The sequence below is a fragment of the Heyndrickxia camelliae genome, assembly GCF_002844575.1.
Taxonomy (GTDB): domain Bacteria; phylum Bacillota; class Bacilli; order Bacillales; family Bacillaceae_C; genus Margalitia; species Margalitia camelliae.
Genome location: NZ_PIQO01000021.1, coordinates 1 through 15,233, shown reverse-complemented (window position 1 = coordinate 15,233; position 15,233 = coordinate 1). Strand labels below are relative to the sequence as shown.

The window sequence follows — 15,233 nt, the reverse complement described above, 5'->3', positions numbered from 1 at the left end:
AATACTTAATAATAATGAAAACTCGAGGATGAAGAGAGTAATCTAGTTGGAGAAACGATAGAGAGCTGGGGATGGTGGAAGCCTGGCGTAGAACCACTGGATGAAGCGCACTTCGGAGAGATGAATCTGAAATTCAGTAGGATGATTCGGGAACTCCCGTTATAAGGAAAAGTGGTTATAACCTGAACAATTAGAGTGGTACCGCGGGCTAGCTCGTCTCTTTATAAAGAGACGAGCTTTTTGATTTTATTTAGGAGGGAAAATGCATGGATCTAAAAAAACTGCTGGCTGAAGAACTAGAGGGTCATGTACAGAATACGATGACGGAGGGGGAAATAAACAATCTTATTGAAATACCAAAGAATCCAGAACATGGGGATTTAGCCTTCCCTTGTTTTCAACTTGCGAAGGCTTTGAGACAATCACCTGCACATATTGCTGAAGAGCTTTCTAAGAAATTAGAGAAGAGTAAACGCTTTTCTCAAGTAAAACCAATCGGACCGTACTTAAATGTGTTCTTTTCATCGAAAGTAATTGGGAAGACAGTTATCACAAAAGTGTTAAAAGAAGGACATGAATTCGGAAAGGGGTCTATAGGGGAACACAAGACAGTTCTATTGGATATGTCATCCCCAAATATTGCACGACCCTTTTCAATGGGCCATTTGCGTTCAACGGTAATAGGAAATGCATTGGCGAATCTAGCTGACAAATGCGGATATAAAACAGTGAAGATTAATCATTTAGGAGATTGGGGTACTCAATTTGGTAAACTCATAACTGCCTATAAAAAATGGGGTGACGAGTCAAAGGTAAAAAGTAATCCTATCAAAGAGCTATCGAAGTTATACGTAAAATTCCACGAAGAAGCAGAAAAGAACGAAAGACTTGAGGATGAAGCACGTGCAGCCTTTAAAAGCTTGGAAGACGGCGATAATGAAAACTTAAAATTATGGCAATGGTTTCGGGATGAGTCTATAAAAGCATTTATGGAAATATATGATTTATTGGGAGTTTCTTTTGATTCCTATAATGGGGAAGCATTTTATAATGATAAGATGGATGAGGTTGTCGACTTACTGAAAGACCAAAAATTATTGGAAATTTCTGAAGGGGCAGAGGTGGTACAGTTTGATAATCTTCAGCTACCACCGTGTCTAATCAGAAAATCAGATGGGGCAACCCTTTATGCTACAAGAGATTTGGCAGCAGCTATTTATCGCCAAAACACTTATCGGTTTGATACTGCACTGTATGTTGTAGGTCAGGAACAAACCGTTCATTTTAAACAAGTAAAAGGGGTCCTAAGAAAATTAAATTTTGAATGGGCAGAGGGAATGCACCATATTCCATTTGGATTGTATTTAAAAGATGGGAAGAGAATGTCAACACGGAAAGGACGGGTTATTTTATTAGAAGAGGTTTTAAGAGAGGCTATCCAACATGCTGAAAAGAATATTGCTGATAAAAACCCTTCTTTAAAGAATGCGGAGAAAGTAGCGGAATCAGTAGGAGTAGGCGCCATAATTTTTCACGACTTAAAGAATGACAGACTCAACAATATTGAATTTTCCTTAAAAGATATGCTTACATTTGAAGGGGAAACAGGACCATATGTTCAATACACCTATGCACGAGCAATGTCTATATTAAAAAAGTCAAATATAAATAAATATGAGTTTCAGGGATTAAATGATGAGGAAAGCTGGGAAATCATTAAGCACTTAAATCATTTCCGGGAAATAATCGAAAATGCGTACAACCGGTATTCTCCGTCTGTTTTGGCAAAGTACTTAATTCATCTGAGTCAATCCTTTAATAAATATTATGCGAAGGTACGGATTATTGAAAAGGATGAAGAGTTCATTTCAAGAATCGCTTTAGTGAAAGCTGTAACGATTGTTCTAGAGGAAGGGTTAAGAATACTTGGAATCAAAGCTCCGCCTGAAATGTAAAAAAAGCACTGGGGATGCCAGTGCTTTTTAAATCGCTTCCGAATTGGTAAGCGTAATATTATGTTTCAATTTTACCTCTTGAGGGTTTTTTTTCTTTACCTCAATATACTTAACGTGAAGATCTTCTATTTCTTTTATAATAAACTCGTAATCCTCAAATTCGATAATATCGCCTTGCTTGGCTTCGTAATTTTCGGATAGCACCCAGCCACCGAGGGTATCGATATCTTCATCTTGAATATCAATTCCCAATAAATCGTTCACTTCACTTAAAAGTACCTTAGAATCAATGATAAAATGATCTTCCTTTACTTTCCGAACTAATGGTACTTCATCCATATCAAATTCATCGCGGATTTCTCCGACAATTTCCTCTAATATATCTTCTACTGTTACTAGACCGGAAGTGCCGCCATACTCATCAATTAATACAGCCATATGAATACGTTCCTTTTGCATCATGACCAATAAATCATGAATCGGAATCGAATCAATTACACGTATAATTGGTCGTATATAATCCTGTAAAGACAATGCTTCTATTTCTTTGTCATGGATTATGTCTGTAAGTACTTCTTTTACATTCACAATCCCAATGATATGGTCTTTATCTCCGTCTATTATTGGATATCGTGTAAAGCGTTCTTCTTTTGCAATATCTAAAAATGCTTGAAGATTATCTTCTTTCGATAAGGAAATAATCTCGGTACGAGGTACCATTATTTCTTTTGCAATTCGGTTGTCAAAATCAAAAATGTTATTTACATATTTAAACTCTGATTGATTGATTTCTCCACTTTTGTAGCTTTCGGATAAAATAATTCGCAATTCCTCTTCCGAATGGGCAATGTCATTTTCACTCGCAGGTTTAAGACCAAAAACTTTTGTAACGAGACGTGCAGATGTGTTTAATATCCAAATAAACGGGAACATTAAACGATAGAAGAAGATTAAAGGCTTTGCATGAAATAAACTCAATGCTTCTGCTTTTTGAATGGCCAGTGTTTTTGGTGCTAATTCACCAACTACCACATGTATGAATGTGATAGTTGCAAATGAGAGTGCCAATGAAATCACATTTGAAATAGAAACTGGAATATGGATTAAATCAAACAGTGGGTGCAGCAATTTGGATACTACCGACTCCCCGATCCATCCTAATACCAATGATGCAATGGTAATTCCGAGCTGACAGGCAGATAAATACTCATCCAAGTTCGTAATAATTTTTTTCACTGCCAGCGCATTTTTATTCCCTTCTTCAATGAGCTGGTCGATTCGTGAGCTCCGCACCCTTATAATTGCAAACTCCGATGCAACAAAAAATGCGGAAAGTGCTATTAGTAAAAAAACAAGCACTAGTTTAAATATGTCCAAATAAGTTTCCCTACCCCGTGAAATACGGGATAGGAGTCACCTCCTATTTTGTTAAGAAATGTAGCGATTGCATTAATGCAACGCTCTCTATAGTTAGCCTCTTGAAAATAGCTTCTTTTTGCTTTGTATTAAGTACCTCAAATACTGGCGCCAAATCGGATAGCTCCATATTTAGTTGTTTCATATGCTCTGAAACGGACTCGATATGCTGTTCCACAATGAATTCATTCATTTCATGGCATTTCTTCATTTCCATTTTCCTGCGAATAGTCTCAAGTGATACTCCAAGCTTTTTATATCTTTCAATAAATTTAAGATCATCTAAAGCTTCGGAAGCATATATACGATAATTTGATTTAGAACGATTAGCCTGTAAGAGACCCAAACTCGTATAGTAATCTATTGTTCTCTTAGATACATTTGCTAAGGTTGCTAACTCACCAATACGGTATACGACCCCATCTTATCACCACCCTTAAAGGAAAATGGTTTTTACCATTTTTTACGCTAAAATATTATTAATATTATAAAAAAAAGAAACCGTACAGTCAAACGTGATGCTTTTTATTAACTAAGGCCACTTTCTCAAAAATCGTTGTTTTAACAACAAAAGCCTAAATTTTTTTAAGCTTAATAAAAAGATAATCATATATAAGAAAAGATACCTTGAAGCTAAACACCCTAAAGATATTTAATTAAGGGCGACAAAAAATATACTCGAAATTAACCCTATTATTTTACAATATGGAAATTTATTGTCCAGTATTCTTTTCTGAAGTCCATTTTTTCAAAAGGGTGAGCTTTTTTTGCGAGTAATTTTTGCTACATATAAAAGCGATCGGATGAAGTCGAAAACATATACTCTTTATGATAAAAGCGAATACTAAAAATGACCCCTAAAGCAAGCATATTTCCCATCAATGAACTCCCACCATAACTAATAAATGGCAAAGGAATACCGGTAATTGGCAGAACCTGTATTGTCATACCGATATTTTGAAAGACATGAAAAGTTATCATGGAGATGACTCCTGCGCACACATATGTATTAAACTTATCGTTTGTTAAAATAGCTGTTTTTGTTATGTGATATATAAGAATGAAAAATAAGCAGATAACTAAGCTTGATCCTATAAAGCCATACTCCTCTCCAATTACACTGAAGATAAAATCGGTATGTCTCTCAGGAAGATACACTTGTTTTCCCATAAATCCTTTTCCAAAGACTTCTCCAGATCCTATCGACATAATAGAACTTCGCAATTGTCGACCAGCATCAGGATAATTTTCTGGATCAATCCAAGTATTAATTCTGTCAAATTGATATGCTGGGACTTGCAAAAATTTAATTAAAATTTCTGGTTTATAAATTGCTAAGGATAATATAGTTCCTCCGATTGTAATTAAGGAAATATATAAAGGGGCAATTATTTTCCAAGTAATACCTGATACAAGTATCATTCCAGCAACAATCACTAAAATAACCATGCTTGTTCCTAAATCGGGCTGCATCATAATCAATCCCAGCGGTATAATCGCGACGACTACGATTTTCAATAATAGAAGAAAGTCACTCTTCAACGTTTTTAATCGCACCTTTTCATGATGAGATGAAATCACTCTACTTATCGCTAAGATAATAAAGGGCTTCATAAATTCAGAAGGTTGTATTTGACCTGCACCAGGCAAGATGTACCAGCTTATTGCACCGTTTTTTCTTGGGACAAGGCAACCTTCGTCAAGACAATGAGGAGCAATGATTAATCCTATGAGCAAAATAATACCGGCACCATATAAGTAAAAGGACAGTTTATTATATTGACTTGGTTCCAATAAAAGGGAAAAGGCAATGATGACGATACCGATGCCGTACCAGAAAGCTTGCCGAATGACAAAATTCATTCCGTATTGATCAGATGTTTGGGCACTTGAAATCGAAATGCAGCTTACAAGAAAAAATAAAAATAGGATTAAAATTAGTGTCCAATCTATCTTATCTATAAATTTTTGTGATTTTTCCATGTTTTTCACCTAGTTCCTATAAATATCCATAATATTAAGACGAAAGAAACAGATAAAAGTTTCCAATATATTAAACATATGGAGATTTTGATTACAAGATGCATAAAAAAAAGCCTCTTATTCTTCAGAGACTTTTTGTGTAGTTACCTTTTTTATGACATCAACGTACAGTACATGGGATTCTTCCATTTCAGATACTATAAACTCACACGCATCCATTTCAATTTTATCCCCTTGTTTTAAATCATATTTTTGTGTGAGCAGCCATCCTCCGATAGTATCTACCTCGTCATCGGAAATTTCAATTCCTAATAAATCATTTACGTCTTCAATCAAGACTTTTGCATCGAAAATGTAATGGTTATCCCCGACTTTGCGAACAAGCGGAATTTCGTCAACATCAAATTCATCGCGAATTTCTCCAACAATTTCTTCTAATATATCTTCGACGGTTACCATTCCTGCTGTTCCACCGTATTCATCTAAAAGGATGGCCATATGTGTTCTGTCTTTTTGCATTTTTGCTAAAAGATCTTGGATTGGAACTGTTTCAATAAAACGGAGGATAGGGCTAATATATTTATCAACAGGATCATCTTCCTGGCATTCATTATAAATGCAGTCCGTTAGTAATTCTTTTATATTGATTAGACCAATAATACTATCCTTATCTCCATTTGTAACAGGGTAACGTGTATATTTTTCTGTACGCACAATTTCCATAATTTCTTCAATGGTAGAGCTTTTATCAATACTAACAATTTCGGTTCTTGGGACCATAATCTCCTTGGCAATTCGATTGTCAAATTCAAAGATATTGTTTACATATTTATATTCCGACTGATTAATTTCCCCACTCTTTAGACTTTCAGAGAGGATAATTCTTAACTCTTCCTCTGAGTGGGCAATTTCGTGATCCGGAATTGGTTCGTAGCCGAACAGTTTTGTAACAAGACGGGACGACCTATTTAACACCCATATAAATGGGAACATAATACGGCTAAACCAAACTAATGGTGTTGCAAATGACAAGCAAATCGATTCTGCATTTTGGATTGCAATTGTTTTAGGAGCTAACTCACCTAATACAACATTTAAAAAAGTGATGATCATAAAAGAAATGATGAAAGACAATATATTTTCCACGGAAGAAGGAAGGTATACCAAGTGAAAAAATGGTTTTAAAATTTGTTTTATTGTTGGTTCTCCAAGCCAACCTAATATTAAGGAAACAACTGTAATTCCTAATTGAATAGCTGACAGGTATCCATCTAATTTGGATAGGATTTTTTTTACGATAGATGCCTTTTTATGACCTTCTGAAATCAACTGATCTATTCTAGAAGAGCGAACTCTAACAAAAGCGAATTCTGCTGAGACAAAAAAGGCGGTAAGGGCAACTAAAATAAGGATGATGACAAGTTTAAAAATAGGCATTGTTTTGTCCTTATAAGGCTTTTCTTATGCTTTTGCAGACAAATTTAGCCTACAAAAAGGCAATACGTTATAATCAGCAATTGGATTTTATCCATCTATGTGCAAACAACCTTATAATAATGGACAAGCACCTCCTAACTCGAACACATATATTGTTACTTTACCCGAAAATGAAATCCCAATACCGTATTCTTGATAGATGTAAATTTAAATTTCTGAAAAAAGCATGTCACATGACCGTTTCCTACGAATTTTTCATGTATTGCAAATAAAAATGAAAATTAGGTAAAAATAATGAGGAATTTAGATATAAATTTGGTAAAATAAATAGAAACTTTGATTCAAATTATACAGTTTCTTTTTGGAAGCTGTTTTTTTTAGGGGATTATCAAAAAAGCGCCTATCGGCAGCCGGGAATTGCGGGATAATCACCACGCAATAACGGCAATGTGATATGATTGGTAGTCTATATGTCGATAACAATGCGCTATTGCTAGTGGAATTAGGGTAAGAGCTAATCGGAGGGACCTCAATTGAAAAATCATACAGGGAATCGTGATATTATTTACGTACATGTAAATTACCCGGATCATTATGTACTATCGGCAGGAATAGAGTTTAAGGAATTTATTGCGGCAATTCCTGATATATCTAATCTTCTTCTTCTGCGCCATCAATTTGACGATGGCAATTATAATTTACATACTTTATTGGATTACGTGGATAATGAAACGCTTCCTAAGCTTGCTAATGATGATGTGAATAGTTATGGTGACTTTTGTTGGATTGATTTTGAAAATGAAGAAGGTTTAAACCTATTAGAGGGTCAGGAGATTGCAGAGCTTTTATATTTAAGTCATTTAAAAAAACATCTTCGCCTGCCTTTTTATCGAAAACTGGATAATCACTTTGTATATCTAGCACATGAGGATGGGGCGTTTAATAAAACATATTATCGATCATTTGAAGATTTTTATCATGTACTTGGCACTTCCATTATGCGTAAAATGATTGATAAAGTGGAAAAACCAATGTTCGGAAGAAGACGTAAAAATGAATTTTCTAATGTTCCTGTAGAAATCCTCTATCCCTTTATTGAAAACATGAAGGAAGGTATGGTCATATCCCTAGAAAGGGCAAAATTTTCCCGTTCTCAAATTGAAATTCCAATATGGGTGATTGGCGACTTTTATTATATGGATGAGATGCATGAGGAATATTCAATGATCGGAAGCAGACCTGTTGATGGGAAGATTGTATATGATCGGAAATTAAAAGAATGGAAATGTTTTATTAAATAAAAAAATCCGCCAAAATCAGGCGGATTTTTATTTGGAGAACTTTTTCTGTGCCCATGCATCGAGTTTTTTTACTTCTTTCTTTCCGAATGTAAATCCATAAATAAGCAGTACAACGATTATTAAAGTGAAAATGTCCAACTTTCTAGTGTGGACAAAATTAATGACCCCTATTATGACTTGTGGAATTATTCCGGTTATAGCAAACAGAACACTGGCGATCCTAAACCAAATGGAGGATTTTAATCCATACCTTGCATAAAAAAGAAAAAAGGTGGATGCCCAAGCCAAAACCTCGAGGGATACCAAAATAAACCACTTATGAGCTAATACATAACTCATATTTTCCTCCCTTGAACCCTCAAATTATTCTATTTTTACAAAATAAGATATATCCTCCGGGCCTTATACGTGTGAGTAAATAGAAAATCGCCTTGCCCATCGGCGTACGGATGAGCGAAATTTGAAGTATCATTTCACCTTCGAGTTTCGGAGTGATATAAAGATAAAGACAACACGGCGAGGTAGGCAACTAGTCGATATAGACGTTCGCAGAGATAACACTGAAATTCACTAGGCGATAGGCACAGAATATAGACAGTATGTACAATAGAAATTTTAAAACATTTTATCAAAAACCAATTTAGAAATCTAGAAAAGGTAATGGGAATATTTTCACACTAGAACTAAAGGATGAAATCGTGTAAAAGAGGATGAATTGTAGCTGCAGATAGGTTAATATTAATACCGAGAATGGAAATGGCATATTGGATTTTCACCGTTATGTACATTTTTACATATGATGTTCTAGGCAAATGTCATGAGTTTTAAAAGAGAACAAAAGCGAAAGATTAACTGGAGGATATTTTATGAAAACGAAGCTTTGTTTATTATATGGAGGAAAATCCGCTGAGCATCAAGTTTCATTACGAACTGCTAAAGCGGTTATTCAAGCATTAAATCTAGAAAAATTTGAAATTCATCCTATTTATATATCAACAGACGGAAAATGGCTGAAAGGTCCTCAATTACATGGTCCGGTAGATAGTGTGCAAGAGCTGCAATTTACCGACGGAGAGGCAATAGCACCCAATGCACTAATGTCTTCCATATCTCCAAAGGAGGACAGCGGTTATGATGTAGTATTTCCGCTTTTACATGGACCAAACGGAGAAGATGGCACTGTTCAGGGGATGTTGGAATTATTAAATCTTCCATACGTTGGTAATGGTGTTTTGGCATCGGCTGCGGGAATGGATAAAGTGATTATGAAAACTATATTTGCGCAAAGCGGTCTTCCACAAGTGAAATATGTTTGGTCTTTAAGAAGTACGTGGGAGGCAGATCCTGAATCTGCCTATCAATACGTGGAAGCAGAATTAGGGTACCCATGTTTTGTCAAACCTGCTAATCTAGGATCTAGTGTAGGAATTAGTAAGTGCACGAATAGAAACGAATTGGAGAAAGCTTATAAGGAAGCATTTCAATATGACCGTAAGATTATTATCGAAGAGGGTATTACTGCACGTGAAATTGAAATAGGTGTATTAGGTAATGATTATCCAGAATGCTCTGTAGCGGGAGAGATTTTACCTAAAACAACTTTTTATGATTATAAGGCGAAGTATGAGGACGGGGATACTGCCCTAATTATCCCAGCTGAAATTTCAGATGAAGTATATGCAAGTATGTCTGACATTGCAAAAAAAGCCTTTAAGGTACTCGATTGTTCTGGTTTAGTTCGTGCAGATTTCTTTGTAACAGCCGATGAGAGAGTGTTAATAAACGAGGTAAACACAATGCCGGGATTTACACCTGTTAGTATGTTCCCACTTTTATGGAAGCATAGTGGCGTCGAATATTCAGAACTAATTGAACGTCTCATCCAATTAGCTTTAGAGCGCTATGAAGATAAGCAAAAAATAAAATATACATTTTGAAATAAGTAAAAGCTATAGGTTCTTTTTATATATAGTCTTTGTCTAGCGTAAGCCGTCGTGCGGATAGGCAAGGCGCTTGCGCTTTTCTAATAAGGATCACATCTTCGTGATTCCTATTCCCTTTTTCATGATTTTGAAAGTTAAAATGGAGGCTTACAGAAATGATGAAGCGTACGGTCAAGCAAATAGCAAATATGATAAAAATAGAAAATGATATTACCGAATTTCAAGATAATGTAATTAGCGGAGCATGTATCGATACAAGGGTCATCCAGGAGGGAAACTTATATGTACCTCTAAAAGGTAGATTTGTGGACGGACACCAATATGTAGAAGCGGCAATAAACAGCGGGGCTGGAGCATCCCTTTGGCAAAAGGATGTGCCTAATCCTCCACATGGCCTGCCTATTATTATTGTAGAGGACGTTTTAACAGCTCTACAAGAATTAGCCCGTGCGTATTTGCAGGAATTAAACATCAAAGTAGTTGGGGTAACTGGCAGCAATGGGAAAACCACTACAAAAGATATGGTTGCCAGTGTATTGAGTCAAAAGTACAAAGTACAAAAAACAATTGGAAATTATAATGGTCGTCAAGGCCTGCCATTAACCGTTTTATCTTTAAAAGAAGATACAGAAGTGGCTGTTCTTGAAATGGGTATGAGTGCAAGAGGTGAAATTGAATTTTTAACTAGACTTGCTCGTCCTAATGTTGCCATCATTACCAATATTGGAGAAGCTCATTTACAAGATTTAGGTTCACGAGAAGCAATAGCAGATGCAAAAATGGAAATTGTAAAAGGACTTTCAAGAGATGGTTTATTTATCTATTTGGGAGACGAGCCATTACTAAGGGAAAGAGCACAGGCTATATCTGACGTACGCATACAAACGTTTGGTAAGAAGCAAGAAAACGATATTTATCCAATTACTATCAACCAAGATGAAAATGGCAGTGCCTACTCAGTTAATATGGAACCAGATTCTCAGTTATATATACCAGTTCTTGGAGAATACAATGTTCTTAATTCTTTGGCAGCTATCCTTGCTGGGCGGGAGCTTGGTCTATCCATGGAGGAAATAAAGAATGGACTATCATCCGTTAAACTTACGGCAATGAGGATGGAAGTGTTAGATGGTTTAAATGGCATCAAGATTATTAATGATGCATACAATGCAAGTCCTACATCTACGAAAGCGGCTTTAAATTTGGTGATGGATCTTGATAAATCAAGAGAAAAAATAGTTGTATTAGGCGACATGTTGGAGTTGGGAGAAGCGGAAAAAGATTTCCACCGTGAAATTGGCCGATTCCTCCAACCATCCAAAATAAAATATGTGTTTACGTATGGTGAACTTGGGTATTATATTGCAGAAGAAGCAAAAAAACAATTTGGGGCGGACCGGGTCTTTAATTTTGTCAATAAACAAGAATTGATTCAATCTATTATATCTCATATACAAGGAAACGAGCTTGTACTTATAAAAGGCTCTAGAGGCATGGAGCTTGAAGAAGTAGCAACATCCTTAGTTGAGAATAAGGAGTAAGGAAATCGGGATACCGATTTCTTTTTATCCAAATCCTACTACTCTGTAAAAGGTATATGATTGGATGGATTTTGATAAACTAAAATTAATTAACCTCCCCTATACGAAGCACAGCATAGAAAGTAAGCTAAGACTGATTCGTGTGGGTTCTGTTGACATTGAAATCTCCAGTTATTAATGGTACCATATACAATATCGTTTACACTTTTTGCCGTAAAACAAAAGAGATAGAAATGTCTTTTTTTTTGAAAATAGAATCGGGTATAACCCAAGGGGGTTAATATGGCCCTGTGAAGTGTCTAGAAGGAGAATGAGAAGCATTGACGAAGTTTTCAGAATTAGAATTAAGCCCATCCCTTTTGAAATCAGTAAAGAGAATGGGGTTTGAAGAAGCAACACCAATTCAAGCAAAGACAATTCCATTAAGTTTACAAGGGAAAGATATTATCGGTCAGGCGCAAACTGGAACCGGTAAAACGGCGGCATTTGGAATTCCGCTTATTGAAAAAATTGATCCTAAAAACCCTCATATTCAAGGAATTATCATTGCTCCAACACGTGAACTTGCGATTCAAGTATCGGAAGAATTGTATAAAATCGGCTATGATGCAAGAGCGCGTGTTCTTGCTGTATATGGCGGTCAAGATATTCAAAGACAAATTAAAGCCCTAAAAAAGGGACCACAAATTATTGTAGGAACACCAGGTAGAATTCTTGATCATATTAATCGCCGTACATTGAAATTGGATCAAGTTCATACTTTGATCCTTGATGAAGCTGATGAAATGTTAAATATGGGGTTCATTGATGATATTGAAGCCATTCTTTCCAGTGTACCTGAAGATCGACAAACACTACTCTTTTCTGCTACAATGCCTGATCCAATTCGCAGGATAGCAGAAAGATTTATGAAAAACCCAGAAACGATTAAAGTAAAAACAAAGGAAATGACTGTTCCTCTAATTGAACAATATTTTGTTAAGGTCTATGAGCGAGAGAAATTTGACGTGCTTTCTCGTCTAATTGATGTGCAATCACCAGAACTTGCTATTGTTTTTGGCCGTACAAAGAGACGTGTTGATGAATTAGCTAATGCACTAAATCTGCGCGGTTATATTGCAGAAGGTATACATGGCGATCTTAGCCAGGCAAAGCGCATTTCCGTTCTGCGAAAGTTCAAAGAAGGGAAAGTAGATGTGTTAGTAGCAACAGATGTAGCGGCAAGAGGGCTTGATATTTCTGGTGTTACACATGTTTATAATTACGATATTCCACAAGATCCTGAATCTTACGTACATCGCATTGGGCGAACTGGGCGAGCTGGTAAAGAGGGAATGGCGATAACTTTTGTGAGTCCGCGTGAAATGGGATATTTGCGAACAGTAGAGCAAACAACCAAAAAACGTATGATGCCGATGCGTCCGCCATCCATTGATGAAGCATTCGAGGGACAACAACGTGTTTCTATGGAACGGATTAATGAAATATTAAATGAGGGCAATTTGGATCAATATGTTACGGTAGCCAAAGAGTTGCTAGAAGGAAATGATCCGTTATTAGTTATAGCTGCGGCTTTAAAATTAATGACAAAAGAGCCTGATAATACACCGGTCCATATTACAGAGGAACGTCCTTTGCCAATGAAAAAGGATTTCCAAAGATCATCGAAAAAGGATTCCCAGAAATCGTCTTATAGAAGAGGAAAGCAATCATCTTCTTCCTACGGTAATAAAAATAGAAAGCCAAAAAGAGCTGAAAGAAGACCATAAACTTATTTATTCGGTAAATTAAATTAACCAGAACGGGGCCAATAAAAGAGTAAGCGATTAGGTAAGCTGGTTAAGAACAAATACGGAAAGAATTCCTTTAATCAAAAGAAAAATTCATATTTTGTTTATCAGTTAAAAATACTCCTTATGATAAATAAGGGGTATTTTTTTATGTCCCGATTTTCGACAAAATTCCCCTTAATCCTATATTAGAATTATTTTACTTTGAATAATTACTAATTAGAATATTTTAACTATTAAATGATAAAAAATTATTCTGATAATTGAAAATTAATTATGGTTATCTTAATAAACTTGGATACAACAAGAGGTTAGTTGTAATAGCTAAAATTAAAAATTATATAAAAAAAATAATTGTATTGACTATTCAAATATATCAATCTATAATTAGGAATATAAACTTAATTAAATTTTAACCAAATTCAACAAATTTCGACATATAGGTTTCTTAGTTAAGGGGGATCATATTGGGTAATCAACCACTTTTACAAGTAGAAGATTTAAAAACTTCATTTCGAATACAAGATAATTATTATCCAGCCGTAGATGGTGTAACATTAACGGTTAATGAAAACGAAGTCGTCGCAATTGTTGGGGAATCAGGATGCGGGAAAAGTGCATTTGCACTTTCTGTAATGGGTCTACACCCAGAAGGACGAACAAAATTAGAGGGAAATGTTAACTTTAATGGCCGAAACCTTCTCTCTTTGTCAACATCGGAAATGAATAAGGTTCGCGGAAAAGATATAGGAATGATCTTTCAAGATCCTCTTACTGCTCTTAATCCTTTAATGACCTGCGGTAAGCAAATTGAAGAAAGTATGAACTACCACACAAAATTATCATCCTCTGAAATTAAAGCAAAGGCATTAGAACTGCTAAAAAAGGTTGGAATTCCGAATCCAGAGCGGACATATAAACAATATCCACATGAATTATCCGGTGGTATGCGACAACGGGTTGTTATTGCTGTTGCGATTGCATGTGATCCATCTCTAGTTATTGCTGATGAACCTACAACTGCGTTGGACGTGACTATTCAAGCTCAAATTATGGACTTGCTGAAAGATCTTCAAAAGCAAATGAAGACAGGGATTATTCTAATTACCCATGATCTTGGAGTCGTTGCGGAGATGGCGGATAGGGTCGCGGTTATGTATGCCGGGGAGATTGTGGAACTTGCAGACGTAAAGACATTATTTAAAAATCCACTTCATCCTTATACTCGCTCTTTATTAAATTCTATTCCGTCTACTGCAGAAGGAAATGATCGATTGCATGTTATTAAAGGGATAGTCCCTTCATTACAAAACCTTCCAAGACATGGATGCCGATTTAAAGACCGTATTGACTGGATAGATGAGCATGAACATGAAGAAAATCCAATTTTGCGGGAAGTTGAACCAAATCATTATGTACGTTGTACTTGCTATAAAAACTTTCACTTTCCAGAAAATATAGGGGACATGAATGATGACATTTCTTAAAGTTAATAATCTTAAAGTCTATTATCCAATTCGTGGCGGCTTTTTTAGAAGAGTCGTTGACTATGTGAAAGCAGTTGATGATATCAGTTTTGAATTAAAACCTGGAGAGACATACGGGCTAGTTGGAGAGTCTGGATGCGGGAAAACAACCACGGGTAGAACCCTTATCGGACTTAATAAAGCGACATCTGGTGAAATTCTTTTTGAAGATAAGGATCTTACAAAATTAAGCAGAACAGAATTTCATAATGTTCGCCGTGATATTCAAATGATTTTCCAGGATCCATATTCTTCCCTAAATCCAAGAAAGCGGGTTTTGGATATTATAGCAGAACCTCTTCGGAATTTTGAAAATTTATCAAAGTCAGAAGAAAAAGATA

At 35.7% G+C, this 15,233-nt stretch carries 12 protein-coding genes and 1 other annotated feature; of the genes, 7 read left to right on the top strand and 5 right to left on the bottom strand.

Features of this window, described 5'->3' with window-relative positions; genetic code table 11:
* Positions 1-16 precede the first annotated feature (16 nt).
* Positions 17-224: a binding site (T-box leader), on the top strand.
* 42 nt (positions 225-266) lie between these two features.
* Complete coding sequence (argS, locus tag CWO92_RS20250) at positions 267-1,955, top strand: arginine--tRNA ligase (protein ID WP_101356027.1); 1,689 nt, start codon at positions 267-269, stop codon at positions 1,953-1,955.
* Positions 1,956-1,982: 27 nt separating this feature from the next.
* Here argS and CWO92_RS20245 read toward each other — a convergent pair whose 3' ends face one another.
* The 4 genes from CWO92_RS20245 to CWO92_RS20230 form a co-directional block, all read right to left on the bottom strand.
* Positions 1,983-3,332, bottom strand: coding sequence for a hemolysin family protein (locus CWO92_RS20245; RefSeq protein WP_101356026.1), 1,350 nt, complete (start codon positions 3,330-3,332; stop codon positions 1,983-1,985).
* Between the two features lie 43 nt (positions 3,333-3,375).
* Positions 3,376-3,777, bottom strand: coding sequence for a MerR family transcriptional regulator (locus tag CWO92_RS20240; protein WP_101356025.1), 402 nt, complete (start codon positions 3,775-3,777; stop codon positions 3,376-3,378).
* 377 nt (positions 3,778-4,154) lie between these two features.
* Positions 4,155-5,354, bottom strand: a complete 1,200-nt coding sequence (locus tag CWO92_RS20235) for an FtsW/RodA/SpoVE family cell cycle protein (RefSeq protein ID WP_101356024.1) — start codon at positions 5,352-5,354, stop codon at positions 4,155-4,157.
* Between the two features lie 117 nt (positions 5,355-5,471).
* Positions 5,472-6,791, bottom strand: a complete 1,320-nt coding sequence (locus CWO92_RS20230) for a hemolysin family protein (RefSeq protein WP_101356023.1) — start codon at positions 6,789-6,791, stop codon at positions 5,472-5,474.
* A 533-nt stretch (positions 6,792-7,324) separates the two neighbouring features.
* Between CWO92_RS20230 and CWO92_RS20225 the strand changes: the two genes are divergently transcribed.
* Complete coding sequence (locus CWO92_RS20225; protein ID WP_101356022.1) at positions 7,325-8,092, top strand: hypothetical protein; 768 nt, start codon at positions 7,325-7,327, stop codon at positions 8,090-8,092.
* A gap of 27 nt (positions 8,093-8,119) precedes the next feature.
* On the opposite strand, the gene CWO92_RS20220 is transcribed toward CWO92_RS20225, so the two are convergent.
* Positions 8,120-8,431 carry a hypothetical protein gene (locus CWO92_RS20220; RefSeq protein ID WP_101356021.1) on the bottom strand — a complete coding sequence of 104 codons (312 nt, stop codon included), beginning with the start codon at positions 8,429-8,431 and terminating at the stop codon, positions 8,120-8,122.
* 527 nt (positions 8,432-8,958) lie between these two features.
* Here CWO92_RS20220 and CWO92_RS20215 point away from each other — a divergent pair.
* The 5 genes from CWO92_RS20215 to CWO92_RS20195 form a co-directional block, all read left to right on the top strand.
* Complete coding sequence (locus CWO92_RS20215) at positions 8,959-10,029, top strand: D-alanine--D-alanine ligase (RefSeq protein WP_101356020.1); 1,071 nt, start codon at positions 8,959-8,961, stop codon at positions 10,027-10,029.
* Positions 10,030-10,190: 161 nt separating this feature from the next.
* The gene (locus CWO92_RS20210) at positions 10,191-11,576 is read left to right on the top strand and encodes a UDP-N-acetylmuramoyl-tripeptide--D-alanyl-D-alanine ligase (protein WP_101356019.1); all 1,386 of its coding nucleotides are present in this window, start codon (positions 10,191-10,193) and stop codon (positions 11,574-11,576) included.
* A gap of 320 nt (positions 11,577-11,896) precedes the next feature.
* Positions 11,897-13,345, top strand: a complete 1,449-nt coding sequence (gene cshA / locus CWO92_RS20205) for a degradosome RNA helicase CshA (RefSeq protein WP_101356018.1) — start codon at positions 11,897-11,899, stop codon at positions 13,343-13,345.
* A 488-nt stretch (positions 13,346-13,833) separates the two neighbouring features.
* Positions 13,834-14,853: an ABC transporter ATP-binding protein gene (locus CWO92_RS20200; RefSeq protein WP_101356017.1), complete on the top strand. Its 1,020-nt coding sequence runs from the start codon at positions 13,834-13,836 to the stop codon at positions 14,851-14,853.
* Positions 14,840-15,233 (top strand): ATP-binding cassette domain-containing protein (locus tag CWO92_RS20195; RefSeq protein WP_133120590.1); only part of this gene is annotated, 394 nt, incomplete at its 3' end. The genes CWO92_RS20200 and CWO92_RS20195, both read left to right, overlap by 14 nt.